The organism is Bacillus sp. JKS001846 (genome assembly GCF_900176455.1).
Lineage (GTDB): Bacteria > Bacillota > Bacilli > Bacillales > Bacillaceae_G > Bacillus_A > Bacillus_A cereus.
In genome coordinates, this window is sequence record NZ_FWYG01000001.1 from 1,211,782 (window position 1) to 1,238,083 (window position 26,302).

The following is a 26,302-nucleotide window of genomic DNA, read 5'->3' on the forward strand; positions in this document are numbered from 1 at the left end:
ATATATGTGAAAAGGAATAGAACATGAAAATCAACCAATACATAAGCGAAGCAAAATCATGCTCCAGACGTGAAACAGATCGCCTCATTAAAGCTGGACGCGTGGCTATTAATGGTGAAATATGTACGCACGGTGAACTTGTGAGCGATGGTGATGTTGTAACGATTGATGGGCAAGTTATTGTAAAAGAAGAGAAAGAAAAGGTGTACATAGCCTTTCATAAACCAGTCGGAATTACTTGTACAGCAGCTGATCATATTGAAGATAATATTATTGATTATATCAATTATCCAGAGCGAATCTTTCCAGTTGGACGATTAGATAAAGTATCGGAAGGACTTATTTTATTAACGAATGACGGCGGGATTGCGAATCAAATTTTACATGGTGATCATGAGCACGAGAAGGAATATGTTGTCACAGTCGATAAACCTTTTACGGACTGGTTTATTAATGAGATGTCCAGCGGTGTAAAGATTAAAGATGGAATGACGAAGCCGTGCAAAGTGACAAGAGTCGATCAATCAACATTTCGTATCGTTTTAACGCAAGGAATGAACAGGCAAATTCGTAGAATGAGTCGTGCTTTCGGATTTACTGTAATAAAGCTAAAGCGAGTACGCATTATGAATATAGAGCTAAATGAGCTTGAAGTTGGAAAGTGGCGGAGCGTTACAGCTGAAGAGTTAGAAATTTTAATAGGGCAGTTATAGGGAGGGAAAATTTTCTCCCTATATTTTTTTGTCAGAAAAAATAAAACTATTGATTTTTTAAAAAATAGCCCATATAATAAAAAACAACAAGTTTCGACAAGATATTTTATAAAAGTAATGATGAGGACATGAGTTGTATTTTACGATTCTCAGAGAGGGAAGCCTTAGGCTGTGAGCTTCCTAATACGAAAAGACAAGCTTACCACCTCTAAACTTCAAGAGTGAACTGCATACATGATGCATTGTAATTCTTGGCGGATAAAACCGTTATCAATTTACACGAGCTATAAAATGAGCTTATTTCGTTATGAATTCATTTTATTAGAATAAGGGTGGAACCACGATTTCAACACTCGTCCCTTTGTTAGGGACGGGTGTTTTTTGCGTTCTTTTACGGGGAAGTATGCTTGAAAGAGGATATGTGACGGATTTTAATTCAGAATATTTTGTTAATTAATTATTTTAGGAGGTTAGTAGGAATGAAATCATCTTTAAAGTTTTCGGAGATGTTTGCAATAAGTTTAATGTTATTTGCACTGTTTTTTGGTGCAGGTAATATGATTTTTCCACCAGCGTTAGGGCAAGGTGCTGGAACGGACGTATGGATCGCGCTGTTTGGTTTTATCGTAACAGGCGTTGGACTACCTTTATTAGGAGTAATTGTTATAGCTTTAAAGGGAGATATTAATGAGCTAGCAGGACGTGTACATCCTATATTCGCACTTGTTTTTATCACTGCAATTTATTTATGTTTAGGCGTATTCGTAAGTGTACCGCGTACAGGAACAGTAGCTTATGAGATGAGTGTTGCACCGTTTTTACCAAGTGAGATAGCTGGTCAGTCATATCCACTTGTTATCTTTACACTTATTTTCTTTGCAGTCACTTTCTATTTAGCTTTAAATCCTTCGAAATTAGTGGGTCGTATTGGTAAGGTGCTAACTCCAATATTATTAGCTGTTATTGCAATTATCGTAGGTAAAGCACTTATTACACCAATTGGAGAATTTGGTGCACCGACAGAAGCGTATAGTGCTCCTCTCTTTAAAGGATTTATTGATGGATATTTAACTTTAGATGGACTTGCAGCACTGGTATTCGGAAATGTTGTAATTCATGCGTTAAAAGAAAAAGGAATTACAAATAAAAACAGTATTGCAAAAGTAACAATCTTTGCAGGATTTATTGCAGCACTTGGTCTACTACTTGTGTATTTAGCACTTGCTTATCTTGGAGCTTCTAGTGTGTCACTTGGAATGGGCGCAAACGGAGGAATTATTTTAACAAATGTCGTGAATCATTTATTTGGTAGCTACGGAACTTTATTACTAGGGATCGCAATTACAGCAGCATGTTTAACAACTTCTGTAGGTATTGTTGCAGCTTGTGGTGATTACTTCTCTTCCTTATTACCAAAGCTTTCTTATCAAAAAGTCGTTTTCATTTTCTGTGTATTAGCATTTATGGTAGCAAACCTTGGGTTAACTCAGTTAAATGCATTAGCATTACCAATCTTAATCGCAATTTATCCAATTGGAATCGTACTTATCGTATTATCACTTGTTGAAAACTACGTTCGTCTTCCATTAGCGATGTATGTGGGCGGGATTGTAGGAGCATTTGCAATAAGTTTCTTTGATGGATTACACAATGCAAACCTTCAAATTGCAGCGCTAGCACCTATTTTAGATAAGATTCCATTATATAGTGTAGGAATTGGTTGGTTAGTTCCAGGCATAATCGGTATAGGATTTGGTTATATAGTTTCTAAGTTTCAAAAGTAGGAAATTGCTGTAGAAAAATAGAGAAAAGAGGCTTTCTATTATAGAAAGTCTCTTTTTTTGTAAAAAAAGCCGTATATAGAGAAATTCAGATATTAAAAATTTTATACGTAATATAGTTGACAAAAAATTTATGAGTAGGCTAAGATTGACTTAGTTGTGGAAATATTGGAAGGGAAGTGAGGGAAAAGGGGTTTCTATAACTATAGTGTTGTTGTGGGAAGAGGTGAAAGAAGAGGAGAAGAGATAGTTTATTTTTTTTGATTTACATTGAGAATGATAATCAATAAATGCGTTTTATCATTTTTTCTCAGTTTCTATGCCTTCGTATAAGGAATAGGGTGAGATATTATTTTTAATATTCAATGAGAATGATAATCAATAATACTTATGTTACATAAAAGAATGCTAATTAAATAATAGGTAGAAGAGATTATTTTTTTTCTTATAAATTGAGAATAATTATCATTTTCAAAAAGTGAAATGAAAGATAACCAAGGAGGAAACAAGAAAAATGAAAAAGGTTTCTGTATTACCCGCTTTTATTATAACGTTCGTATGTATGCTAGCTTTTCTTGTAATGCCATACGGGAATGCTTCAGCAAAACTAGCTGATGGTACTTACGATATTAATTACGTAATTCAAAAAGCGGAAAATGATTCAGCTTCAATGGCAAATGACTATTTTGAAAAGCCGGCAAAATTAATAGTGAAAAACGGTGAGATGAGAGTACAAGTTCCGATGAATCATAGTGCTTGGATTACAGAATTTAAAGCACCAGAAAATGGGGATTTTGTTGATGCGAAAGTTGTTAGTAAAGATGAATCGGCAGATAAAAGAACAGTAGAGTTTAAAGTAGATGATTTATCCAAACCGGCAGCTGTAAAAATTCATGTTGTTGTACCAAATGCAAACTATGACCACCACTACACAATTCGTTTTGCTTTTGATGCAAATGTAAAAGCTGTAGGTGGCGATAACGGCGTAGCTGCTACAACAAAAAATAATGATCAAGCGAAAACAGATACACAAGTAAAAGAAGAGAAAACAAAAGTAGAGAGTAAGGAAACAGCTAAAGAAGTGAACAAAGAAACAAAAAATGAAAATGGAAAAGCTGAAAAAACAGATAACCCAAAAACAGGCGATGAAGCACGTATTGGATTGTTTGTAGCGTTAATTCTTATTTCAGGTGCTTTCTTAATTCGTAAAGTGAAGTTGAGTAAATAAATCTTTTGAAGGGGGATGAATATATGTTTAAACAATTTAAAATGATTATTGCTGTATTTGCTGTTTTATTTACGTTTATCGCAACACTAGGTTTACAAGATGCAAAGGCTGCTACAAAACTAGCTGATGGAAAATATAATATTGCTTTTACTGTATGGAAAGGCGATAAAGATGAATCGTCTAGAATGAATAGTTATTTTGAAAGCCCAGCAACATTAACAGTTAAAAATGGAAAACAATATGTTTCATTTAAAGTGAAAGATAGTGCTTCTATTAAAAGTTTCCAAGTAGAAAAAGATGGTCAATTTGTAGAAACAAACGTGTTAAGTGAAAACAAAAAAGATAATACTAGAGTAGTAGAATTTGAAGTTGCTGACTTGTCAAAAAAACTAAATGGAAAGGTGAAAATTAATATTCCAATTATTAATTATAATGCTTCATATGATATTCGCTTTGTATTTGATGGGAGCAGTATTAAATAATTTTCAAAAGGGAGAGTCGTTCCATTGAACAGGTATACAAAAATAATTGTTGCTATGTTTTTAATGATATTTACATTCGTATCAACATTACAACCACTTGCAGTTCAAGCAGCTACCAAGTTGGCTGACGGTGAATATTCAATTGGGTTCAAAGTTTTAAAAGATACATCAGATGAAGAATCAATGATGAATCAATATTCAGTAAGTCCGGGAACTTTAAAAGTGAAGGATGGGAAAAAGAAAGTATCCTTTACATTAACGAATAGTTCATGGATTACGAAGTTTGAAACAGAAAAAGCAGGTAAGCTAGTTGCGACAAATGTAATTAGTGAAGATAAAGAAAAAGATACAAGAGTAGTAGAATTTGATGTAGAAGATATAGAGAAGGTATTAAATGCAAAAGTAAAAGTAGATATTGATTTTTTAAATTATCATCATGAGTACGACGTTCGTATTGCATTTGATCAAAATAGCATTACACCAATTCATGTAGAAAAACCAAATGAAAAAGAGGACCCAGCTAATAAGCCAGATCCAAATGAAACTACCGATCCAGGTCAGAAGCCCGACCAAAAGCCTGACCCAGATCAACAACCAAATTCTAACACAATTACAGATGGTACGTACAGCATTCCATTTAAAGTATTAAAAGATCAAACAGATGAAGAATCTAAGATGAATACTTACATGGTAAATCCAGGAGTATTAAAAGTAGAAAACGGTAAGAAAAAAGCAATTGTAACACTAAAAAGTAGCTCATTAATTAAAAATTTCCAAACGGAAAAAGATGGCGCATTTGTTGATGCAAAAGTAGTGAGTGAGGATAAGGAAAAAGATACAAGAGTAGTAGAGTTTGAAGTAAACGATTTATCTAAAAAACTAAATACAAAAGTATTTATCGAAATGGCATCAAGAAATTATAAGCAAACGCATGATGTACAACTTTTATTTGAACAAGATAAACTTGAACAAATTAAAAATGAAGAGAAACAACCAGAAGTAGAAAAACCAGAAGCAGAAAAACCAGAAGCAGAAAAACCGGAAGCAGAAAAACCGGAAGTAGAAAAACCGGAAGTAGAAAAACCGGAAGCAGAAAAACCAGAAGTAGAAAAACCGGAAGCAGAAAAACCGGAAGCAGAAAAAACAGATGAAAATAAAAAACCAGATGAAAATAAAAAACCAGATGCTGAAACAATTAAAGATGGTGAATACAGCATCAATTTCAAAGCATTAAAAGATCAAACAGACGAAATTTCAATGATGAACACATATACAAAAAGTCCAGGTGTGCTAAAAGTAAAAGATGGTAAGAAGTATGTATCATTTACGTTAACGAACAGTTCTTGGATTACAAAATTTAAATTTGAGAAAAATGGTTCGTTTGTTGATACAAATGTAATAAGTGAAGATAAAAAAGCTGATACACGCGTAGTGGAAGTAGAAGTACCAGATTTATCAAAAAAGTTAAATGCAAAAGTAAAAGTAGATATCGATTCAATGAATTATCACCATTTTTACGATATTCAATTTGCATTTGATAAAGGTAGCATTAAGCCGTTAGATAGCCAAGGCGGAAACGACAACCAAGGCGGAAACGACAACCAAGGCGGAAACGACAACCAAGGCGGAAACGACAACCAAGGCGGAAACGACAACCAAGGCGGAAACGACAACCAAGGTGGAAACAACAACCAAGATGAAAATAATAAACCGAGAGTAATAGTTGATCCGGAAAATTTAGTAGATGGCCAATATGATATTACATTTAAAGTATTAAAAGATAAAACAGATGAGATTTCAAAGATGAATGACTATGTTGTAAATCCAGCGAAATTAATCGTAAAAGATGGTAAAAAATATATTGAGATGACGCTGAAAAATAGTGCGTGGATTACGAAATTCCAAACGGAAAACAAGGAACTATTCGCTGATGCGAAAGTAGTAAGCGAAGATAAAAATGCAAATACGCGAGTAGTACAGTTTGAAGTAGAAGATCTATTTAAAAAATTAAACGCAAAAGTAAAGGTAGACATCGATGAGATGAACTACCATCATTTCTACGATGTACAAATTCAATTTGATACAAATAATATCGGCGCGTTAGGAACTATTAAAGAGGAACCGAAAAATGAACCGAAAAATCCAGTGACTACACCGAAAGTAGATAATGTAAAAACAGTAGGTACTCCTGATTTTAACCGAAATGCAGATGGTCAGAAGAAAAAAGAAGATACAAAAAATGATTCAAAAAAAGAGAAAAACTCAAAAACTGCAGATACAGCACAACTTGGTTTATACATGGTGTTACTGCTAGGTTCACTTGCTTTACTAGTTCGTAAATATAGAGCAGGTAGATTGTAATTTTTGGAGTCTTGATGCATGTTCGCGTGCATCAAGACTTGTTTCATATTGTATGGAAAGGAGTGGTGATTGAGAGTGAAGAAAATTGCAAGTGTACTAATGGCTATCATTTTGTTAATGAGTATAGCCGGGTGCTCATCACCAAAAAAAGAATCAGCAAAGCAGGTAAAGAGTGAAAGTAAAGAGCACGTCGTTGCAACAACAGTGGCTGTTACTGAAATTATGGATGCGTTAGAAGTAGATTTAGTCGGCGTTCCAACAAGTTCTAAAACTTTACCGAAGCGATATAAAGGTTTACCTGAAGTTGGGAATCCAATGAGTCCAGATATGGAAAAGGTAAAGTCATTAAAGCCTTCAGAAGTGTTATCTGTGACAACACTTGAATATGAATTAAAGCCAGTTTTTGATGGTGTGGGTATGAAAGCAAACTTTTTAGATTTAACGAGTTTGAAAAATATGCAAAGTTCTATTAGCGATTTAGGTAAGAAATATGGGCGTGAAAAACAGGCCGAAGCAGTAGTAACTAAATTAGATAAAAAGGTTGCTAGCATTCAAAAAGAAGTAAAAGGAAAGAAAGAACCGACAGTGCTTATTTTATTAGGTGTGCCGGGAAGTTATTTAGTAGCAACAGAGCATTCTTATATTGGAGATTTAGTGAAACAACTAGGTGGTAAAAATATTGTGCAAGGTGAACAAGTAGAATATTTAGCTTCTAATACAGAGTATTTAAAGAAAGCTGATCCAGATATTATTTTACGAGCAGCTCATGGTATGCCTGATGAAGTTGTAAAAATGTTTGATAAAGAATTTAAAACAAATGATATTTGGAAACACTTTGCTGCGGTTAAAAATAACCGTGTTTACGATTTAGAAGAGCGTTTATTTGGAACGACAGGTAATTTAGCAGCAATTGAAGCATTAGATGAATTGAAAAAAATGATGTATCCGTGATGCATTTTAATATAAAGGAAGAGTAGAATGAATAAAAAAACTTGGAGTTTCCTCATTGTTACTGCATTGCTTATTGTTATGACATCATTGTCAGCGATGAAAGGTAGTTTAGAAGTAGGTATTGTTGAACTTGTACAAGGGATATTTACAGGTGGAAATGAAGATGTTGAAGTCATTAAAGATTTACGTTTTCCGCGTATTATTATTGCGTTGTTCACTGGAGCGGCTCTCGCTGTTTCAGGTGTGCTTTTTCAAGCTGTTATGAAAAATCCACTCGCTGATGCTGGGGTAATCGGTATATCTTCAGGAGCAAGTTTTATGACACTCGTTATTATTACGTTGTTCCCGCAATTCTTTTTCTGGACACCCGTATTCGCCTTTTTAGGTGGTGCGCTTGCATGTTATCTCGTTTATTCGTTTTCATGGAAATCAGGATTAAGCCCGCTTCGCATTATTTTAATTGGTATTGCCATTAATGCAATGTTTACTGGGTTAAATGAATCATTCGTTACGATTTGTGGGTATTTTATTAAGAGTATTAAGCAAACGACGACTTCTAACATAACAATGAAGACGTGGGGCGATGTAGAAATAATGGTGACTTATGGAACGATTGGTCTCATTCTTGCTCTGTTCGTAGGAGCTTGGTGTAACTTATTATCGCTACAAGATAAGACTGCGAAAAACTTAGGCTTGCACGTGACGAGGGTTCGTCTTATTATTTCTGCCATTGCAGTACTCTTAGCGGCAGTATCAACAGCGATTGCAGGTGTTATTGCTTTTGTAGGATTACTAGTTCCGCATATTTCAAGACAATTAGTCGGTTCAGACCATAAAGTATTAATTCCATTTTCTGCTCTTGCAGGGGCGTTATTAATTTTGACGGCAGATACAATTGGAAGGTTAATTGTGCCACCTAACGAAATTCCAGCAGCAACAATTATGGCGGTTATTGGTGGTCCATTCTTAATATTCTTGCTTAGAAAGAGTGATAAAGTTTATGGAAATTAAAAATGTAACCTTTTCATACGATAACGTAACAAATCGATTAAAGTCTGTTAGTAGTGAAATAGAAATTGGGAAAATTACAACAATCATTGGACCGAATGGATGTGGGAAATCAACATTACTTAGTGTCATGTCTAGAAACCACGCTCCTAGCAGTGGAGAAGTAATACTTGATGGGAAAGCGATTAGTGAATATAAACCGAAAGAGTTTGCTAGAAAACTAGCGGTTGTCCATCAACAAAATGAGGCTCCAGCAGATATTACAGTGGAAAAGCTAATAAGCTTCGGGCGTATGCCATATAAAAATATATTCTCTCCGCAAACAGATGAAGATAGAGAAGCGATTGAGCGTGCGCTAGTATGTACGAATTTACAAAGTAAGCGTGATAAGCCAATTTATGCTTTATCTGGTGGAGAGAGGCAGCGAGTTTGGATCGCAATGACATTAGCTCAAAATACACCAATGCTCTTCTTAGATGAGCCGACCACATATTTAGATATTTACTATCAGCTAGAAATATTAGAGTTAGTGAAAGAGTTAAATGAAGTGCATGGACTAACGATTGTAATGGTATTACATGATATTAATCAAGCCATTCGTTATAGCGACCATATTATCGTTATGAAAGATGGAGAAATCATTACGAAAGGTAATCCTAATGATGTAATAACAGAAGAAATGGTTAAAGCAATATATGGTGTAGATGTCATTGTAAAGCAGGATGAAGATACCGGATTGTACATGGTACCTATGGGAATCTAAAGGATGAGCATAATCCGTTTTGAGGTGATAATTTGAATAGTAAGAAAGGACGGAAAAAGAATTCTTTTTTTCAACGCATACTTACAATTGTGTTTTTAGGAATCTTTTTCTATTCAATGTATGAGTTGGGCGGGATTTTCATGGATTATTATGAAAATCGTAAAGTAATGGCTGAGGCACAACATATTTATAAAAGAAGTCCAATGGAAGAAAAATCAGAAGATGGAGAGGTACGTAAACAGTTTCAGGATCTCCAGAAAATTAATCCAGAGATAGTCGGATGGATTACAATGGATGATACACAAATTAATTATCCAATCGTTCAAGCAAAAGATAATGATTACTATTTATTTCGTAATTATAAAGGTGAAGATATGAGAGCGGGAAGCATTTTTATGGACCATCGTAATGATGTGAAATCTCAAAATCGAAATATGATTTTATATGGCCATCGTATGAAAGACGGTTCTATGTTTGGTAGTTTAAAAAAGATGTTGGATGAAGACTTTTTTATGTCTCATCGTAAATTATATTACGATACATTATTTGAAGGATACGACGTGGAAGTTTTTTCAGTATACACGACAACAACGGACTTTTATTACATTGAAACGGATTTTGAAAATGATGCAGCATATACATCGTTCTTAAAGGAAATTCAAGAAAAATCACTGTACAAAACGGATACGGAATTGACGGCTAATGATGAAATCGTAACACTTTCTACTTGTGATTATGCGCTTGATCCAGAGGCTGGAAGGCTAGTTGTACACGCAAAATTAGTAAAAAGAAATTAAAGAAAAAAGTATAGAATATGAGAAGTGATAGATAACGCTTCTCATATTCTATACTTTAAAAAAGGACTGTTTTTACTGTGCTGCAGCCATTGGCATACGTACAACTTTTACATCATAGTAAGCAATTTTATTATCAAGAATATATTCTGGCATTCCGCCTTGATGTGAGTGAGCATCTTTAAATGCAGCGCTCTTTGTCCAACCTTGGAAATCTTCTTTTGCATTCCAGCGAGTGCTAATTGTTACTTCATCATAATCAACTGTATTTTGCGTTAAAAGAACTTCTAGACCTAAAAAGCCTGGCATCGTTTCAACTTTACCTACTTTATTAAAACGCTCAATTAATTTATGTCCATTTCCCTTTGTAATTTTAGCTGTATTTGTAACAATAATCATGTTTATTCCTCCTATAAATGTAGCTATATTTTCAAGAACTCATATACATTAAATGATAATGAAAATCATTATCATTGTCAATGATAAATGTGAAATATATAAGTTTTTTTCTATTATTTTGGACAGTGAGATTTTCATTTCAAAACGTAGTAAATATGTGGCGGTTAAGTGCGAGAATGAGCTAGTTGTACTAGCAAAGCAATAATATGGTATAGTGAAACGAGGCTGTTTTTTCAGTCTCGTTTTTTAAATGCTTCCTGTAGAGAAAGCATGCAAATGGAAAGGAAGTTATTATATGCGATCAGAAGTAACTGTAAAAATAAAACCGAAATTTATAAAAGAAATTAAAAGTGGATATCCGCTTATTTTAAAAGATGCGATTCAAAATTTAAATGATGTTCGTGAAGAAGGAACAATCATTAAAGTAGTAGATGAGAAGAACCAATTTATCGGAAAAGGCTATTATGGAAAACAAAATAAAGGATACGGCTGGATTTTAACGAGAAAAGAGAGTGAACAAATTAATCAATCTTTCTTTGAAAGTAAAATCAAATCTGCCTTACATAAACGAAAGCAATTTTACAAATCAAGTGATACGACAGCATTCCGTGTGGTGAATGGTGAAGGTGATGGTCTTGGAGGACTAATTATCGATTATTATGATGGCTACTACGTAGTAAGTTGGTATAGTGAAGGGATTTACACTTTCAGAGGCGAGATTATAGCCGCTCTTCAAAAAGTAGCAAACTTTAAAGGTATTTATGAGAAAAAGCGTTTTGATACGAAAGGGAAATATATTGAGGGTGATGATTTCGTAGCAGGAGAGCGCGGCGAGTTCCCACTTATCGTAAAAGAGAACGGTGTAAACTTTGCGGTTTATTTAAATGATGGGGCAATGGTTGGGGTATTTTTAGATCAACGTAACGTTCGAAAACAAATTCGTGATAAATATGCAAAAGGAAGAACAGTGTTAAATATGTTCTCTTATACAGGTGCTTTCTCTGTATTTGCAGCTCTTGGCGGAGCGAGTAAAACGACGAGTGTTGACCTTGCAAATCGTAGTTTAAGTAAAACGATTGAGCAGTTTAGTGTAAATGAAGTTGATTATGAAGCGCAAGATATTATTGTAGAAGATGTATTTCTTTACTTCAAATATGCAGCGAAGAAAAAAATGAAATTTGATATGGTCGTACTTGATCCTCCAAGCTTTGCACGCTCAAAAAAATATACATTTAGTGCAGCAAAAGATTATAAAAATTTATTAAAAGAAACAATTGCTATTACAGAAAATAACGGTATTATCGTTGCTTCTACAAATTGTAGCGCATTCGATATGAAAAAGTTTAAAGGCTTTATCGATACAGCCTTTAAAGAAATGAATGGCAAATATAAAATATTAGAAGAACATTCTTTACCAGAAGATTTCCGTACCATTGATCAATTTAAAGAAGGAGACTACTTAAAAGTAGTTTTCATCGAGAAAATTAAAGGTTAATAAAGAAAAGGAGCTCGAGTTTACTTGAGCTCCTTTTCTTATTGAACGATATTTTGTACTCTGCCGACTTGCCCGTCCTGCAATCGCACTTTAATGCCATGCGGATGGGAAGGGGAGTTTGTTAAAATATCTTTTACAATTCCACGTGTTAATTTGCCTGTTCGTTGATCTTGTTTTAATACAATATCAACTTCAAGACCGGGGGCGATATTAGAACGTTTTTGTCCGTTCATTTATACACCTGTACGTCTACGTTGGTTGTTTGTTTTCTTTGTTTGTTGGTTTTGTAATTTTTTTGTTTCTTGGCTTTGATTTTTTGCATTTTGACCATTTCCATTTCCTTGCTTTTTCTTAGCAAGTTGTTCACGCATTAAATCAGCTAAGCTTACTTTTTTGTTTTCTGACATGATAAGTCTCCTTTATATAAAGTTAATTATGAACAATCGTAGTGAATTTCATCATATCATTGTTAAGGAAGGAAGGGAAGTTGGTTTGAAAATTCATATAATTGTTTCCAGTCTGTAGTAGTTACGATACAATTGGATTGTTAACGTTTGTAAAAAGGGGATAGACATATGTCACATCATATTTTATTAGTTGAAGATGATATCTCAATTCAAGAGATGGTGGAAAAGTATTTAATAAAGGAAGGCTTTCAAGTTACGATTGCGTCTGATGGAGAAGAAGGCGTGAACACATATTTAAAAGGTTCATTTGATTTGATTATCCTTGACATTATGATGCCAAAGCTAGATGGCTTAGAGGTTGTACGAATCATTCGAGAAAAAAGTGCAGTTCCGATTTTAATGATGTCGGCAAAAGATACAGATGTTGATAAAGCTGTTGGATTAGGACTTGGAGCAGATGATTATATTTGTAAGCCGTTTTCTATGATTGAATTGGCTGCACGTGTAAAAGCAGGTATTCGGAGGTCTACGAAATACTCGGCTACAGAAACAATAGAAAAAATGATTCAAATTGGTGATTTAACAATTGATCCAATTAATTTTACTGTAGAAAAAAACGGGAAGCCTCTCAAACTTACTTTAAAAGAATTTGAGATTTTAAAGCTATTCGTAAAGAACCAAAATCGTGTATTTACGAAAGCGCAAATATATACGTTAGTTTGGAATGAAGAGTATTACGGTGACGATAACGTTATTAATGTTCATATGAGAAGATTGCGTGAGAAAATCGAAAGTGATCCATCTAATCCAGAATATATTAAAACGCTATGGGGCATCGGCTATAAGCTGGAAGTGATGTAATATGATCAATTTGTTAATAGGTATTATTTTTATATTGTTATGTGTTATTTATATGCAATATAAAATGAGAAAAAATAGTAGTAAAAATTTACGATACACATATGAAAAGTTAGAAAGTATTGTAAATGAAAAAACAGGTGAGACGTTACTCGTTATGACAGATGATCTAGAATTGCAAAAATTATTAGTGGCGATTAATCAATTATTAGATGCAAAACAGAAAACGAATGCAGATCATGCAAAAGTAGAAATTTCGATGAGAAAAATGCTTTCAAATATTTCGCATGACTTGAAAACACCACTAACAGTTATTCTTGGATATACAGAAATGTTAAATAAGGATAAAACGATAAATAAAGAAGAACAACAAATATTACTTGAGAAAGTGCATACGAAAACACTAGAAGTGATGGAATTAATTCATAAGTTTTTTGATTTAGCGAAATTAGAATCTGGTGACAAAGCAATTGAAATGACAAAAGTAAATATGAATGAAGTTTGCCGTGAGAAGATTTTATCATTTTATGATTTAGTGACGACGAAAGGTTTTCAGGTTCATATTGATATACCAGAAAGAAATATATATGCACTTGGAAATGTAGAAGTATTAGGTAGGGTATTGAATAATTTAATATCAAATGCAATTACATATGGAGACGATGGAAAGGCACTCGGTATGACGTTAAGAGATGATGACACGGGCGTGTATATAGATGTATGGGATAAAGGAAAAGGGATTGATGAATCTCATATTGATAAAGTGTTTGAGCGTATGTACACACTTGAAGATTCAAGAAATAGATTGTACCAAGGAAGCGGTCTAGGATTAACGATTACGAAACGGCTTGTGGAAGCGATGGACGGAAAAATTCATCTTTCTAGTAAACCGTATGAAAAAACAATTTTTACAATTGCATTAACAAAGATACAGTTTTAGCTTGTAGAGCAGTAGATTCTACAAGCTTTTTTTCAGCGTAAGGAATTTGTAAGAAACGGGTAAGAAAAAAGAGATTTCCGTTGTCTATTATAGAAATATAGAGTATTGCGAAAGGGGAAAGTAACATGACATATATATTAAAAACAAACCAGTTAACGAAAGTGTTTAAAGGGAAAGAAGTTATTTCCGGTGTTAACATGCATGTGAAAAAAGGAGAAATTTACGGTTTTTTAGGACCAAACGGTGCTGGTAAAACAACGATTATGAAAATGATTACAAATTTAATAAAACCGACGAGTGGTGATATTGAAATCTTCGGTGAGAAATTAACAGATACATCTTATGAAGTATTAAAAAGAATGGGGACAATTATTGAATACCCAATCTTTTATGATAAATTAACGGCGAAAGAAAACTTAGACCTACATTGTGAATACATGGGCTACTACGATAAAAATGCAATTGACCATGCTTTACATTTAGTGAAACTACAAGGGGTAGATAATAAAAAAGTAAAAGATTTTTCATTAGGAATGAAACAACGACTCGGTATTGCAAGAGCAATCGTGACAAAGCCAGAATTGCTCATTTTAGATGAACCAATTAACGGTTTAGATCCAATTGGTATTAAAGAGTTACGAGACTTATTTAAAATGCTCTGCAAAGAATATGGCATTACATTATTAGTTTCTAGTCATATTTTAGGTGAAATGGAACTAATGGCCGATACAATTGGTGTGATTCAAAATGGAAAACTAATAAAAGAAGTTTCAATGAAGAGTATTAACGGAAAACAAACAGAGTACATTGAAATCACTGTTCCTGATGTGAAACGTGCAGCTTATATTTTAGAAGATAAACTTGGTATAAAAAATCACAAAATAATGAGTGGAACCATGATTCGTGTGTATGATACGTTAGCGTCTCAGCAGGCCATTTCAAAAGCACTTATTATGAACGATGTGGAAATTGAAAGTATTAATAAGAAACATAGTTCCTTAGAAGAATATTTCTTAAATGTAATGGATGGAGAGGGCATTCATGCTTAATGGATTGTTAGTGAATCTACTAAGTGGATTGATCGTAATGTTCATAAGTGGGATTTTATATTATAGAAAACCTGAGCGGAAATGGTTGTTAATTCTAATAGTAATAGGAATGTTAAGCTTCGTTACTGCTGGAATTAGAATGTTAGCAGCATAAAGACAGTTATATAAAGAATGGAGGAGTGGCTTGTATGCTTAGATTAATGAAGCTCGAATGGAAGAAACATAAATTATCTAGTTACTTTAAAGGGGTAGCAATTTGTATTATAGCAATTTTCGCTGCAGTAAGCCTTATGGCGTTGGGAATGAAAGCCGAGGGAGACGTGCTCTTCTTTGACTTCACGCAACAAATGGTTTTAATAAACACTTTTATTAGGATAACATTCATTATTTTTAGTTCGGTCATTTTATCACGTTTAGTAATTGATGAGTATAAGAACAAAACAATGCAACTACTATTTATGTACCCATTGCAACGAAAAATGCTAATGAGAGCGAAATTAACAATTGTTTTTTGTTTTTGTTTTGTGAGCACGATTATCGCTACTTTCAGTATCAGTTTGCTTGTATATTTTGTGAGTCCAATGATGGGACTGATTGAAACACCAGCTACGATAGGTGAAATAATATCTATCGTTCCAACTACTTTTATAAGTGCATTTATGATATCTGGTATAAGTTTAATTCCTTTATTTTTTGGGATGAGAAAGAAATCGACACCCACAACAATTACTTCTGCAGTAATAATTGGAATGCTAATTAGTAGTAACTTTGGTCCTGGAAACGGTCAAGTAAGTCTGTTTAATTTTATAGCTATCCCAATAGTGCTCTGTTTATTAGGAATTTTCATCAGTTATCTTTCATATCGTAAAATCGACAAGATCGATGTGGCGTGAAGCAAGCTTAAAACAAAAACGAACTGGGGTATGAATAGTGAAAAAAATGATAGTAATTGCAATATTATTCATTACAATTGCTAGTGTAGTTTTTGGTATTAAGGTATTTCAGGGGAAAGATTTTAAGAAAGAGAAGTCTTTTGAGATAAATAATATAAAAGAAATAGAAGTAGACAATGAAAACTGGAATCTTGAATTTTAAAATACAGACGCTAATAAAATAGTAATTTCCGCTCAAGGTGAACAAGCAGATAAAGAGATAGATCCCGTCAAAATAGAAAATGATGAAAATAAAATTGTGATTAAGCAAAAACAAAAGATGAACAGATTTTTTAATGGTTTCACGTTTAGGAAGAAAAATAGTATATCTATAGCTATTCCGAAGAAAGAAATAGATAAACTTGTAGTAAATAATAAATCGGGTGATGTGAAAATAACCGATATAGTAGTAAAAAACATCGTGACAAAAGGCAAATATGGAGATGAAATGATTACAGGATTATCGGCAGAGAAGGGTGAATTCACATCCGAAAGTGGAGATTTAATGTTAAAAGATAGTTTATTACAAGAAGTAAATATAACTTCCACTACTGGCGATAATTATGTGAAAAATGTAAAAAACGAAAATATGAACATCACTTCAACATTTGGGGAAGTATTACTGAAAGATATGACAGAAGGAAAATCATTATTTATAGAAACAAAATCAGGGGATATTGGCGTACGGTATAAAGGTGTCCCGGCATCATTGAAGCTTATGGCTAAAAGTAATTCGGCTGACGTAATAGTGGATTTAAAAGGACTTAAGAAAGATAAAAATACAGAGAAAATAAAAGTGGGAACGATTGGTGATGCAAAAAACGAAGTGAAGATTTTAAGTAAAACAGGAGCGATTTATATCGATTAAATTTTAAATGAAAGGAGGACTATCATGCTACGTCTTATGAAGCTAGAACTGAAGAAATTTAAGATTGGATGGTATGTGAGGGGCGCAATTATTGCAAATATTGCTATACTGGCATTACTGATCTTTATGAGCATCGTTTCTCAAATAGAAGGAGATCCAGAAATAAGAGATCCGCAGATGATTTTGTTAATGGCTAGCACAATAGTAAGAGCAACATTTATTATTTTTGGTAGTGTATTAATCGCAAGGTTAATAATTGGCGAATATAAAAATAAGACAATACTACTCATGTTTTCTTATCCCATTAACCGAAAGAAAATGATGGCTAGTAAGTTGGCTATTACAGCGATAGTAACATTTATAACAGTTATTGTATCTAACATTTTAGTAGTAGGAATTTTCTTTGGGATAGATAGTTATTTTTCAATTCTTCCTCATTCATTTACAGTAGATCAATTGATGCAAGAAGGAATAAAACTAGTTCCTTTAGCCATTGCAACTGCGGGGATGAGTGTAATCCCATTATATTTCGGAATGCGTAAACGTTCAGTGCCAACTACAATTGTTTCATCTCTTATCGTTGTCTCAATTGCAATGAATAGCAACCCAGAGTTTCCTACAGCAACTTTACTTCCCCTTCAACTAGTACTCGCAGCAATTGGAGTTGTGATTGCATATTACGGCATTAAAAATATAGAGAGGGAAGATCTAACAGTATGACAAGAATACGTAAAAAAGAGTTGGCGTTACACCAACTCTTTTTTGTATATGTATGCTTCGTTACTACTTTGTAAATTTGGAGTGTTTGCTTAAATATGCTTGTACTCCTGGAGAAATATTAAAGTTATTAGGACTTTTATATTCGATAGTAAACTCTCCGTCTTTATTTGTTTCAAAGGCGATTGCATAGCTATTCATTTTAGCATCGTAAGAAGTATTTTTGACTTCTGCATCTAGATTAAAATATTTTGTAATATACTCTTTTGATTCCGTAATTGCTGCTTGTTTTCCCCAAGGGGTACCATAATAGGTGAAATAAAGAGATACACTAATAAATCCAATAATAGAAGTTAATAAAATAGTTCCCAGAGCTATTTTTTTATTTTTTGTATTCAATTTGGTTACTCCTCTTCGTAATATGTATTCATTTTAACCTATATATTCCATAAAACAACCATTTAAAAAAATAGTTTCACATGAAACAAGTTACAGAAAAAGACAAGATGTGTAAACAACTTGTCTTTTTGTCGTTACATTTTAGGAGCTTCCATTCCAGCCACAGCCCACTCTTCTTTTGCGGGGCCGTACACACCAGGAACTGTTAAGCCAGCTTGGCGCATTAAAACTGTCATTTGTCCGCGGTGGTGATTTTGATGATTAATGAGTGTCATTAAAAATATAGAATTCGGCATAGGGCGGCCAAAGAAGTCATTAATAGTAGCTAAGTCTTTATCAGTCCATTTACTTTGAAGTGTTTCAACAAAAGCCGCGTTCACTTTACGGTATTCATCTGCAATTGTTTTTGCAGAAGTTGGAACAGGATAATCTTTCGTTGCTCCTTCAAACTTTAGCCCTGTGCCAGATAGTATAACAGGAATTGCCGTCACGATATGCCAAGCAACTCTTCCTAAGGTCCAATGTTCAGGTGCAATTTCTTGTGATAAAGATGCATCGGTTAATGAATCAAGCATTTTCTGAGTAGACTCAGCCTCGTATGTCCATGATTGCAAGAAGCCGTCAATTGTTTGGTACATAGTTATCCCTCCTATTTTTGTTCATAGATTAAATTCGTGAGAGATAATATAATCCCTGTTCCACAAGAAATAATTAATTAAGCATTGCTACAATATGAAAACAATATTAGACCGTAAAGGGGGAAGTGAATCTCTTTATATAAAGTATAAAAATAATAAAGAATATATATTGTTAGGAAATGCTGATGATTACAGAGAGCTATTTCAAATAATAGGTGGATTGAAAATAGCAAGCGGAATAGAACTAAGGTTACAGGATAAGAAATTAAAGAGACAGTTAACTTTAAAACGAACTGTGTTCAATATAATCATGTATTCACTTGTTATATATATTATGTACAAAGCTTATATTAATTTTATGCTGTAATAGGAAAAGACGGCTTCACATATATGAAGTCGTCTTTTAATTAACTTTCTTCCCACTTTTCCTCATCAACCATAAGAAATAAGGTGTTCCAAGTATAGCAACTTTTTTCGCCGGTTTATCTAATTTTGTTTCCCCTTCAGTATGTTTAATTGTTATAGTTTGCTTTTTATCTTCTATCGTTGTTACCTTTTTCTCCTCTTTTTTGCTGTCCGCATTCAACAGCGAATAGAAGAACAACCATGAAAATACTAAGAATTTTCTTCATCTTCTTTCCCAAAATAAGTTTTTTATTCGTAATTATATTTTTAAAATTTTGCTGAAAAATAACGAATTATACGGATATCGTTATGTAAGATTAAAATCCATATGTGTATGAAGAATTTAGAAAAGGAATTTCATTTAACTAGAGAGGCGAAAGTACAAGCAAAAGGAGATAGTATCGCATGTAATAATTATTAGAATGTACGGGATAAATCTATATTTATCTCCACTGAATAAAGCTTTCGGTCTGATTTGATAAATGTTTTTTAATTTCTTACTTGTACTTATAAGATTGAATTTGAAGGAAGGAATCAACATGTCTTCATGGCTCAATAATACAAATGGATATTGTAGTTGTAATAATCAAAATGGTGTACATGTTGATTCGTGTTGTTTTAGTTGTGATGGGACAGTCCCTAAGCTTGGTCCAACAGGTCCAACGGGTTCAACAGGTCCAACGGGAGCAACCGGTTCAACAGGATCAACGGGTTCAACAGGTCCAACCGGAGCGACAGGTTCAACAGGTCCGACGGGAGCAACGGGAGCAACAGGATCAACGGGTTCAACAGGAGCAACAGGTCCGACGGGTTCAACAGGTCCGACGGGAGCAACAGGAGCAACGGGTTCAACAGGAGCAACAGGTCCGACGGGTTCAACAGGTCCGACGGGAGCAACAGGAGCAACAGGTCCAACCGGAGCAACGGGAGCAACAGGTTCAACAGGATCAACGGGAGCAACAGGTCCAACGGGAGCGACAGGAATAACGGGAGTAACAGGTCCAACGGGAGCGACAGGAATAACGGGAGTAACAGGTCCAACGGGATCAACGGGAGCAACAGGATCAACAGGTCCAACGGGATCGACGGGAGCAACAGGTCCGACGGGTTCAACAGGTCCGACGGGTTCAACAGGATCAACAGGTTCAACAGGTCCAACGGGTTCAACAGGATCAACAGGTTCAACAGGTCCAACGGGAGCGACAGGAATAACAGGATCAACGGGAGCGACAGGTTCAACAGGTCCAACAGGATCAACGGGAGCAACAGGTTCAACAGGTTCAACAGGCTCAACGGGAGCAACAGGCCCAACGGGAGCGACAGGAATAACAGGAGCAACAGGCCCAACGGGAGCGACAGGAATAACGGGAGTAACAGGTCCAACGGGAGCAACAGGCTCAACGGGAGCAACAGGTCCAACAGGTCCAACGGGAGCGACAGGTTCAACAGGTCCAACGGGAGCGACAGGTTCAACAGGTTCAACAGGTCCAACGGGAGCGACAGGCTCAACGGGAGTAACAGGTCCAACGGGATCAACGGGATCAACAGGAGCAACAGGTCCAACGGGAGCGACGGGATCAACGGGAGCAACAGGTCCGACGGGAGCAACAGGTCCAACGGGAGCAACGGGTTCAACCGGTTCAACCGGTTCAACCGGTCCAACAGGATCAACGGGAGCAACAGGTCCAACGGGTTCAACAGGTCCGACGGGTTCAACAGGTCCAATAGGAGCAACAGGTCCAACGGGTTCAACAGGTCCGACGGGTTCAACAGGTCCAACAGGAGCGACAGGATCAACAGGTCCGACGGGAGCAACAGGTCCAACAGGATCAACGGGAGCAACAGGTTCAACAGGATCGACGGGAGCAACAGGTCCAACGGGAGCGACAGGTTCAACAGGTTCAACAGGTCCAACGGGAGCGACAGGTTCAACGGGAGTAACAGGTCCAACGGGATCAACGGGATCAACAGGAGCAACAGGTCCAACGGGTTCAACAGGCTCAACAGGTCCAACGGGTTCAACAGGCTCAACAGGTCCAACGGGAGCGACGGGATCAACGGGAGCAACAGGTCCGACGGGTTCAACAGGTCCGACGGGAGCAACAGGTCCAACGGGAGCAACGGGTTCAACGGGTTCAACGGGTTCAACCGGTTCAACAGGTCCAACAGGTCCAACGGGAGCAACAGGTCCAACAGGATCAACGGGTTCAACAGGTCCGACGGGAGCAACAGGTCCAACGGGAGCGACAGGATCAACAGGTCCAACAGGATCGACGGGAGCAACAGGTCCAACGGGTTCAACAGGATCAACAGGATCAACAGGTCCGACGGGATCAACAGGTCCAACGGGATCAACGGGTTCAACAGGATCAACAGGTCCGACGGGTTCAACAGGTCCAACGGGATCAACGGGTTCAACAGGTCCAACGGGATCAACGGGTTCAACAGGTCCAACCGGAGCAACAGGTACAAGTATCACGGCGACATATGCATTTGCAAATAATACGTCGGGAACAGCGATATCTGTAGTTCTTGGTGGAACGAATGTCCCGCTTCCAAATAATCAAAACATCGGTCCAGGAATTACTGTTTCTGGTGGAAACACAGTATTTACGGTTGCAAATGCTGGTAATTATTATATTTCATATACAATTAATATAACGGCTTCATTATTAGTCAGTTCACGGATTACAATTAATGGAGGGGCACTTGCTGGGACGATTAATGCTCCTGCGGTAGCAACCACATCATTTAGTGCAACAATCATTACAACTCTTGCAGCAGGAGATGCTATTAGCTTGCAATTATTTGGTTTGTTAGCTGTCGCAACATTATCAACAACTACTCCAGGAGCAGTGTTAACGATAATAAGATTAAGTTAAACTATAACTCTCTTACTCTTTTAAGATTAAGAGAGTTTCTACATATAATAAGAAGTTAATGAAGTAAAGCATAGTTATACAAAAGTCAGAATATTATGATTGTAACGCTATGGTGACTATAATATAATGAAAATAACCATCATGAATGAACATTCATTTATTTTTATGTATTTGAAGGGGGAATGAAGATGGAAAAACCATGGTTGAAAAGTTATCCAGAGGAAATTCCGAGTACGATTTCTTATGATATTCAGCCGCTTCATAGATATGTAGAACAGATGGCTTCTCGCTACCCAGAAAAGAAAGCGCTTCACTTTTTAGGGAAGGATATTACGTTTTCGGACTTCCATGATAAGGTGAAGAGGTTTGCAAATTATCTTCAAAAGCTCGGTGTGGAAAAGGGTGATCGAGTTGCTATTATGTTGCCGAATTGTCCGCAAGCTGTAATTGGTTATTACGGCACATTACTTGCGGGAGGTATCGTAGTACAAACAAATCCACTGTATACAGAGAGAGAATTAGAATATCAGCTTCATGACTCGGGAGCAAAAGTAATTCTTTGTCTCGATTTAGTGTTTCCAAGAGTAACGAATGTTCAATCTGCTACAAAAATTGAGCATATTATCGTAACTCGTATTGCGGACTTTTTACCATTCCCTAAAAATCTATTGTATCCATTTGTGCAGAAAAAACAGTCAAATTTAGTTGTGAAAGTATCAGAGAGTGAAACGATTCATCTTTGGAATTCAGTAGAAAAAGAAGTGAATACGGATGTTGAGGAGCCTTGTGATCCTGAAAATGATCTAGCTCTTTTACAGTACACAGGAGGAACAACCGGATTTCCGAAAGGCGTTATGTTAACGCATAAAAACCTCGTCTCTAACACGTTAATGGGAGTTCAATGGTTATATAATTGCAAAGAAGGAGAAGAAGTCGTTCTTGGGGTTCTTCCATTTTTCCACGTGTACGGCATGACGGCTGTTATGAATTTGAGTGTTATGCAAGGATACAAAATGGTCCTTATTCCAAAGTTTGATATGAAAATGGTTTTTGAAGCGATTAAGAAGCATAAAGTGACACTATTTCCAGGGGCACCAACTATTTATATCGCTCTTTTAAATAGCCCACTTTTAAAAGAATACGATATTTCTTCTATTCGTGCTTGTATTAGTGGATCAGCACCACTGCCAGTAGAAGTACAGGAAAAGTTCGAAACAGTTACAGGTGGTAAACTAGTAGAGGGATATGGTTTAACAGAATCCTCTCCAGTTACACATAGTAATTTTTTATGGGAAAAGCGAGTGCCAGGTAGCATTGGAGTTCCGTGGCCAGATACAGAAGCAATCATTATGTCACTTGAGACTGGTGAGGCATTACCGCCAGGAGAAATAGGGGAAATTGTAGTGAAAGGTCCTCAAATTATGAAAGGATACTGGAATAAGCCAGAGGAAACAGCGGCTGTATTGCAAGATGGCTGGCTCCATACAGGTGATGTTGGCTACATGGATGAAGATGGATTTTTCTATGTAAAAGATCGCAAGAAAGATATGATTGTCGCGAGTGGATTTAATGTGTATCCTCGTGAAGTTGAAGAAGTATTATATGAGCATGAAAAAGTGCAAGAAGTAGTGACAATTGGAGTTCCAGATCCGTACCGAGGAGAGACAGTTAAAGCATTTGTTGTGTTAAAAGAAGGTACGGAGTGCTCTGAGGAAGAATTAAATCAGTTTGCACGTAAATATTTAGCGGCTTATAAAGTGCCGAAAGTATATGAGTTTAGAGATGAATTGCCGAAAACGACAGTAGGGAAAATTTTGCGCCGTGTTCTAATAGATGAAGAGAAGAGAAAGAATGAGGATGAGCAAACGGGCTAAGGCCCTTTCTTTTTGAAAAAATAGGATTGACACTTTTCTAAATAGTCAGTATTATAAGAATATGAATGACTATTCATTCAGTCATCTTCTTGAAGGGGACAGTAAAGTGAAGAAAAATAGACCGAAATACAATCAAATTATTGATGCGGCAGTCATTGTGATTGCGGAGAATGGGTACCACCAAGCGCAAGTTTCTAAAATCGCAAAGCAAGCTGGGGTAGCTGATGGCACGATTTATTTATATTTTAAAAATAAAGAAGATATATTAATATCCTTATTCCAAGAGAAGATGGGAGAATTTGTCGAAACAATTCGTCAAAAAACAGCAGGAATTGAAAGCGCTGTATCGAAGTTATTCATGTTGGTAGAAACGCACTTCTTGCTGTTGTCGCAAAATGATCCTCTTGCTATCGTTACGCAATTAGAGCTGAGGCAGTCCAATCAAGACTTGCGCCTTAAAATAAATGAAGTATTAAAAGGCTACTTACAAGTTATGGATGAGATTTTAGAGACTGGTATAAAACAAGGTGAATTTCAAGCAGATTTAAATGTTCGCGTGGCAAGACAAATGATCTTTGGAACAGTGGATGAAGTTGTGACCAATTGGGTAATGAGCGATCATAAGTATGATCTGGTCGCACTTTCAAAAACGGTACACGGGCTACTTATTGCAGCTTGTGGTTATCGTCAATAATGGGAGGGATCATGTTGAAATTCCTATCTGTAAGAGTTGAAGATCATATCGCGGTGGCGACGTTAAATCACGCACCAGCGAATGCGATGTCTTCACAAGTTATGCATGACGTTACTGAATTAATTGATCAAGTGGAAAAGGATGATAACATTCGTGTTGTTGTTATTCATGGTGAAGGACGTTTCTTCTCAGCGGGAGCAGATATTAAAGAATTTACATCTGTTACTGAAGCGAAGCAAGCAACAGAATTAGCACAGCTTGGACAAGTTACGTTTGAGCGTGTTGAAAAATGTTCAAAACCAGTTATTGCGGCAATTCATGGAGCGGCACTGGGCGGCGGCCTTGAGTTTGCTATGTCTTGCCACATGCGCTTTGCAACTGAAAGTGCAAAACTTGGTTTACCTGAATTAACACTTGGATTAATTCCTGGCTTTGCAGGTACACAGCGCTTACCACGTTATGTTGGGAAAGCGAAAGCTTGTGAAATGATGTTAACAAGCACACCAATTACTGGTGCAGAAGCATTAAAGTGGGGACTTGTTAACGGATTGTTCTCTGAAGAATCTCTTTTAGATGATACGCTTAAAGTTGCAAAACAAATTGCTGGAAAAAGTCCAGCAACAACTCGTGCTGTACTAGAGTTATTGCAAACGACAAAATCGTCTCATTACTATGAAGGTGTACAACGTGAATCACAGATTTTTGGTGAAGTATTTACGAGTGAAGATGGAAGAGAAGGTGTAGCTGCATTTTTAGAAAAGCGTAAACCTTCATTTAGTGGCAGGTAGTTCAATTATTTTTTTAATATAAATTAACAGAAAATTAAAATTGATAGAATCTTTCTGAAAAACAAGGGGGTAAATGGAATGAACATCTACGTACTCATGAAACGAACATTTGATACAGAAGAAAAAATCGTAATTAAAAACGGTGCAATTTACGATGGCGAAGCGGAATTCATCATCAACCCTTACGATGAATATGCAATTGAAGAAGCAATTCAAGTAAGAGACGCACAAGGTGGAGAAGTTACAGTTGTAACAGTCGGTGGCGAAGATAGTGAGAAAGAACTTCGTACTGCATTAGCAATGGGCTGTGATAAAGCTGTATTAATTAATATTGAAGATGACGTAGAAAATGGTGACCAGTTCACGACAGCAAAAGTGCTTGCTGAATATTTAAAAGATAAAGATGCAGATTTAATTTTAGGCGGAAACGTTGCAATTGATGGTGCATCTGGACAAGTAGGACCACGCGTAGCTGAAGCGTTAAATATTCCGTATGTAACGACAATTACAAAACTTGAAATTGACGGTACAAATGTGAAGATTGAGCGTGATGTTGAAGGTGATACAGAAGTGATTGCAACTTTATTACCAGTTTTAGTAACAGCACAGCAAGGTTTAAATGAACCGCGTTACCCATCGCTTCCAGGTATTATGAAAGCGAAGAAAAAGCCGCTAGAAGAATTAGAATTAGATGATTTAGATTTAGAAGAAGATGATGTGGAAGCAAAGACAAAAACAATTGAAATCTATTTGCCTCCTAAGAAAGATGCAGGAAAAGTGTTACAAGGCGAGCTGCAAGATCAAGTAAAAGAACTTGTATCGTTGCTCCATACAGAAGCGAAAGTAATCTAATAAAATACGAAATTATATATGCAG

Annotated in this window: 27 protein-coding genes, 3 pseudogenes and 1 other annotated feature; of the genes and pseudogenes, 23 read left to right on the forward strand and 7 right to left on the reverse strand. The window is 35.9% G+C overall.

The features are described from left to right. Nucleotides 1-23: 23 nt before the first annotated feature. From B9A45_RS06640 to srtB, 9 genes are all read left to right on the forward strand, one after another. Nucleotides 24-713: a 23S rRNA pseudouridine(2604) synthase RluF gene (locus B9A45_RS06640; protein ID WP_016110772.1), complete on the forward strand. Its 690-nt coding sequence runs from the start codon at nt 24-26 to the stop codon at nt 711-713. Nucleotides 714-821: 108 nt separating this feature from the next. Continuing rightward, nucleotides 822-1,077, forward strand: a binding site (T-box leader). A gap of 115 nt (nt 1,078-1,192) precedes the next feature. Continuing rightward, entirely contained in the window at nt 1,193-2,497 is a 1,305-nt protein-coding gene (gene brnQ / locus B9A45_RS06645; protein WP_084063946.1) for a branched-chain amino acid transport system II carrier protein BrnQ6, read from the forward strand. A gap of 511 nt (nt 2,498-3,008) precedes the next feature. Continuing rightward, the gene (gene isdC / locus B9A45_RS06650; RefSeq protein ID WP_000757941.1) at nt 3,009-3,722 is read left to right on the forward strand and encodes a heme uptake protein IsdC; all 714 of its coding nucleotides are present in this window, start codon (nt 3,009-3,011) and stop codon (nt 3,720-3,722) included. Nucleotides 3,723-3,745: 23 nt separating this feature from the next. Further along, nucleotides 3,746-4,204, forward strand: a complete 459-nt coding sequence (locus B9A45_RS06655) for an NEAT domain-containing protein (protein WP_000476163.1) — start codon at nt 3,746-3,748, stop codon at nt 4,202-4,204. Between the two features lie 24 nt (nt 4,205-4,228). After that, complete coding sequence (locus B9A45_RS06660; protein ID WP_084063947.1) at nt 4,229-6,565, forward strand: NEAT domain-containing protein; 2,337 nt, start codon at nt 4,229-4,231, stop codon at nt 6,563-6,565. 69 nt (nt 6,566-6,634) lie between these two features. Then, nucleotides 6,635-7,516: a heme ABC transporter substrate-binding protein IsdE gene (gene isdE, locus B9A45_RS06665; protein ID WP_016110770.1), complete on the forward strand. Its 882-nt coding sequence runs from the start codon at nt 6,635-6,637 to the stop codon at nt 7,514-7,516. 27 nt (nt 7,517-7,543) lie between these two features. Next, nucleotides 7,544-8,527 (forward strand): FecCD family ABC transporter permease, encoded by a 984-nt coding sequence (locus B9A45_RS06670; protein WP_016110769.1) that lies wholly within the window; start codon nt 7,544-7,546, stop codon nt 8,525-8,527. Next, entirely contained in the window at nt 8,517-9,287 is a 771-nt protein-coding gene (locus tag B9A45_RS06675; protein WP_000403761.1) for an ABC transporter ATP-binding protein, read from the forward strand. Before B9A45_RS06670 ends, B9A45_RS06675 begins: the two co-directional genes overlap by 11 nt. Before the next feature lie 32 nt (nt 9,288-9,319). Beyond that, nucleotides 9,320-10,084, forward strand: coding sequence for a class B sortase (srtB, locus tag B9A45_RS06680; RefSeq protein WP_084063948.1), 765 nt, complete (start codon nt 9,320-9,322; stop codon nt 10,082-10,084). A gap of 72 nt (nt 10,085-10,156) precedes the next feature. On the opposite strand, the gene isdG is transcribed toward srtB, so the two are convergent. After that, nucleotides 10,157-10,480 carry a heme oxygenase gene (gene isdG / locus B9A45_RS06685; RefSeq protein WP_000587818.1) on the reverse strand — a complete coding sequence of 108 codons (324 nt, stop codon included), beginning with the start codon at nt 10,478-10,480 and terminating at the stop codon, nt 10,157-10,159. A 295-nt stretch (nt 10,481-10,775) separates the two neighbouring features. On the opposite strand from isdG, the gene B9A45_RS06690 reads away from it, so the two are divergent. Beyond that, entirely contained in the window at nt 10,776-11,975 is a 1,200-nt protein-coding gene (locus B9A45_RS06690; RefSeq protein ID WP_016110767.1) for a class I SAM-dependent rRNA methyltransferase, read from the forward strand. A gap of 38 nt (nt 11,976-12,013) precedes the next feature. Here B9A45_RS06690 and B9A45_RS06695 read toward each other — a convergent pair whose 3' ends face one another. Then, nucleotides 12,014-12,208, reverse strand: a complete 195-nt coding sequence (locus tag B9A45_RS06695; protein ID WP_001014310.1) for a YwbE family protein — start codon at nt 12,206-12,208, stop codon at nt 12,014-12,016. Then, nucleotides 12,209-12,382, reverse strand: a complete 174-nt coding sequence (locus tag B9A45_RS32110) for a hypothetical protein (protein WP_001293578.1) — start codon at nt 12,380-12,382, stop codon at nt 12,209-12,211. Between the two features lie 168 nt (nt 12,383-12,550). Here B9A45_RS32110 and B9A45_RS06705 point away from each other — a divergent pair, with 168 nt between their 5' ends. The 7 genes and pseudogenes from B9A45_RS06705 (at nt 12,551) to B9A45_RS06735 (ending at nt 17,749) form a co-directional block, all read left to right on the forward strand. Next, complete coding sequence (locus B9A45_RS06705) at nt 12,551-13,243, forward strand: response regulator transcription factor (RefSeq protein ID WP_000018029.1); 693 nt, start codon at nt 12,551-12,553, stop codon at nt 13,241-13,243. A gap of 1 nt (nt 13,244) precedes the next feature. Further along, nucleotides 13,245-14,180, forward strand: coding sequence for a HAMP domain-containing histidine kinase (locus tag B9A45_RS06710; protein ID WP_000609141.1), 936 nt, complete (start codon nt 13,245-13,247; stop codon nt 14,178-14,180). A 125-nt stretch (nt 14,181-14,305) separates the two neighbouring features. Then, nucleotides 14,306-15,229, forward strand: coding sequence for an ABC transporter ATP-binding protein (locus B9A45_RS06715; RefSeq protein WP_084063949.1), 924 nt, complete (start codon nt 14,306-14,308; stop codon nt 15,227-15,229). Beyond that, nucleotides 15,222-15,383: a hypothetical protein gene (locus B9A45_RS32115; protein WP_000931763.1), complete on the forward strand. Its 162-nt coding sequence runs from the start codon at nt 15,222-15,224 to the stop codon at nt 15,381-15,383. The genes B9A45_RS06715 and B9A45_RS32115 overlap by 8 nt, the downstream gene beginning before the upstream one ends. A 34-nt stretch (nt 15,384-15,417) precedes the next feature. Further along, nucleotides 15,418-16,122 carry an ABC transporter permease gene (locus B9A45_RS06725; RefSeq protein WP_000945211.1) on the forward strand — a complete coding sequence of 235 codons (705 nt, stop codon included), beginning with the start codon at nt 15,418-15,420 and terminating at the stop codon, nt 16,120-16,122. A gap of 37 nt (nt 16,123-16,159) precedes the next feature. Then, nucleotides 16,160-17,029: pseudogene (locus B9A45_RS06730) on the forward strand (DUF4097 family beta strand repeat-containing protein). Nucleotides 17,030-17,053: 24 nt separating this feature from the next. Further along, nucleotides 17,054-17,749, forward strand: a complete 696-nt coding sequence (locus B9A45_RS06735) for an ABC transporter permease (RefSeq protein WP_058840183.1) — start codon at nt 17,054-17,056, stop codon at nt 17,747-17,749. A 63-nt stretch (nt 17,750-17,812) separates the two neighbouring features. Here the strand turns inward: B9A45_RS06735 and B9A45_RS06740 are convergent, their stop codons facing one another. Then, entirely contained in the window at nt 17,813-18,145 is a 333-nt protein-coding gene (locus B9A45_RS06740; protein ID WP_053514517.1) for a YfjL-like protein, read from the reverse strand. 134 nt (nt 18,146-18,279) lie between these two features. Further along, on the reverse strand, nt 18,280-18,783 hold the full coding sequence (locus B9A45_RS06745) for a DinB family protein (RefSeq protein WP_084063950.1): 504 nt from the start codon (nt 18,781-18,783) through the stop codon (nt 18,280-18,282). A gap of 91 nt (nt 18,784-18,874) precedes the next feature. Between B9A45_RS06745 and B9A45_RS33185 the strand changes: the two are divergent. After that, nucleotides 18,875-19,150: pseudogene (locus B9A45_RS33185) on the forward strand (hypothetical protein); the annotation flags it as partial. A 90-nt stretch (nt 19,151-19,240) separates the two neighbouring features. On the opposite strand, the pseudogene B9A45_RS06755 reads toward B9A45_RS33185, so the two are convergent. Continuing rightward, nucleotides 19,241-19,415 (reverse strand): annotated as a pseudogene (locus B9A45_RS06755) (iron-siderophore ABC transporter substrate-binding protein); the annotation flags it as partial. A gap of 359 nt (nt 19,416-19,774) precedes the next feature. After that, on the reverse strand, nt 19,775-21,667 hold the full coding sequence (locus tag B9A45_RS32120) for a DUF4573 domain-containing protein (protein WP_256891722.1): 1,893 nt from the start codon (nt 21,665-21,667) through the stop codon (nt 19,775-19,777). Nucleotides 21,668-21,707: 40 nt separating this feature from the next. On the opposite strand from B9A45_RS32120, the gene B9A45_RS32590 reads away from it, so the two are divergent. The 5 genes from B9A45_RS32590 to etfB all read left to right on the forward strand — a co-directional run bounded on the left by B9A45_RS32590 (nt 21,708) and on the right by etfB (nt 26,278). Continuing rightward, nucleotides 21,708-22,070, forward strand: coding sequence for a BclA C-terminal domain-containing protein (locus tag B9A45_RS32590; RefSeq protein ID WP_229163599.1), 363 nt, complete (start codon nt 21,708-21,710; stop codon nt 22,068-22,070). A 188-nt stretch (nt 22,071-22,258) separates the two neighbouring features. Then, a complete protein-coding gene (locus B9A45_RS06765; protein ID WP_000414742.1) occupies nt 22,259-23,944 on the forward strand; it encodes a long-chain-fatty-acid--CoA ligase in 1,686 nt (561 codons plus the stop codon). Between the two features lie 61 nt (nt 23,945-24,005). Beyond that, entirely contained in the window at nt 24,006-24,638 is a 633-nt protein-coding gene (locus B9A45_RS06770) for a TetR/AcrR family transcriptional regulator (RefSeq protein ID WP_002001012.1), read from the forward strand. 11 nt (nt 24,639-24,649) lie between these two features. Then, nucleotides 24,650-25,426 (forward strand): enoyl-CoA hydratase, encoded by a 777-nt coding sequence (locus tag B9A45_RS06775; protein WP_000911292.1) that lies wholly within the window; start codon nt 24,650-24,652, stop codon nt 25,424-25,426. 78 nt (nt 25,427-25,504) lie between these two features. Continuing rightward, entirely contained in the window at nt 25,505-26,278 is a 774-nt protein-coding gene (gene etfB / locus B9A45_RS06780; protein ID WP_084063953.1) for an electron transfer flavoprotein subunit beta, read from the forward strand. The last annotated feature ends 24 nt before the right edge of the window (nt 26,279-26,302 follow it).

What these genes read in the sequence shown, in the direction of transcription:
- brnQ (WP_084063946.1), top strand. Translation starts at nt 1,193, where the DNA reads ATGAAATCATCTTTAAAGTTTTCGGAGATGTTTGCAATAAGTTTAATG.
- B9A45_RS06770 (WP_002001012.1), top strand. Translation starts at nt 24,006, where the DNA reads ATGAATGACTATTCATTCAGTCATCTTCTTGAAGGGGACAGTAAAGTG.
- B9A45_RS06765 (WP_000414742.1), top strand. Translation starts at nt 22,259, where the DNA reads ATGGAAAAACCATGGTTGAAAAGTTATCCAGAGGAAATTCCGAGTACG.
- B9A45_RS06640 (WP_016110772.1), top strand. Translation starts at nt 24, where the DNA reads ATGAAAATCAACCAATACATAAGCGAAGCAAAATCATGCTCCAGACGT.
- isdC (WP_000757941.1), top strand. Translation starts at nt 3,009, where the DNA reads ATGAAAAAGGTTTCTGTATTACCCGCTTTTATTATAACGTTCGTATGT.
- isdG (WP_000587818.1), bottom strand. Translation starts at nt 10,480, where the DNA reads ATGATTATTGTTACAAATACAGCTAAAATTACAAAGGGAAATGGACAT.
- B9A45_RS32110 (WP_001293578.1), bottom strand. Translation starts at nt 12,382, where the DNA reads ATGTCAGAAAACAAAAAAGTAAGCTTAGCTGATTTAATGCGTGAACAA.
- B9A45_RS06655 (WP_000476163.1), top strand. Translation starts at nt 3,746, where the DNA reads ATGTTTAAACAATTTAAAATGATTATTGCTGTATTTGCTGTTTTATTT.
- B9A45_RS06675 (WP_000403761.1), top strand. Translation starts at nt 8,517, where the DNA reads ATGGAAATTAAAAATGTAACCTTTTCATACGATAACGTAACAAATCGA.
- B9A45_RS06710 (WP_000609141.1), top strand. Translation starts at nt 13,245, where the DNA reads ATGATCAATTTGTTAATAGGTATTATTTTTATATTGTTATGTGTTATT.
- B9A45_RS06695 (WP_001014310.1), bottom strand. Translation starts at nt 12,208, where the DNA reads ATGAACGGACAAAAACGTTCTAATATCGCCCCCGGTCTTGAAGTTGAT.
- B9A45_RS32115 (WP_000931763.1), top strand. Translation starts at nt 15,222, where the DNA reads ATGCTTAATGGATTGTTAGTGAATCTACTAAGTGGATTGATCGTAATG.
- B9A45_RS06670 (WP_016110769.1), top strand. Translation starts at nt 7,544, where the DNA reads ATGAATAAAAAAACTTGGAGTTTCCTCATTGTTACTGCATTGCTTATT.
- B9A45_RS06690 (WP_016110767.1), top strand. Translation starts at nt 10,776, where the DNA reads ATGCGATCAGAAGTAACTGTAAAAATAAAACCGAAATTTATAAAAGAA.
- B9A45_RS06715 (WP_084063949.1), top strand. Translation starts at nt 14,306, where the DNA reads ATGACATATATATTAAAAACAAACCAGTTAACGAAAGTGTTTAAAGGG.
- B9A45_RS06745 (WP_084063950.1), bottom strand. Translation starts at nt 18,783, where the DNA reads ATGTACCAAACAATTGACGGCTTCTTGCAATCATGGACATACGAGGCT.
- etfB (WP_084063953.1), top strand. Translation starts at nt 25,505, where the DNA reads ATGAACATCTACGTACTCATGAAACGAACATTTGATACAGAAGAAAAA.
- B9A45_RS06725 (WP_000945211.1), top strand. Translation starts at nt 15,418, where the DNA reads ATGCTTAGATTAATGAAGCTCGAATGGAAGAAACATAAATTATCTAGT.
- B9A45_RS06775 (WP_000911292.1), top strand. Translation starts at nt 24,650, where the DNA reads ATGTTGAAATTCCTATCTGTAAGAGTTGAAGATCATATCGCGGTGGCG.
- B9A45_RS06705 (WP_000018029.1), top strand. Translation starts at nt 12,551, where the DNA reads ATGTCACATCATATTTTATTAGTTGAAGATGATATCTCAATTCAAGAG.
- B9A45_RS06735 (WP_058840183.1), top strand. Translation starts at nt 17,054, where the DNA reads ATGCTACGTCTTATGAAGCTAGAACTGAAGAAATTTAAGATTGGATGG.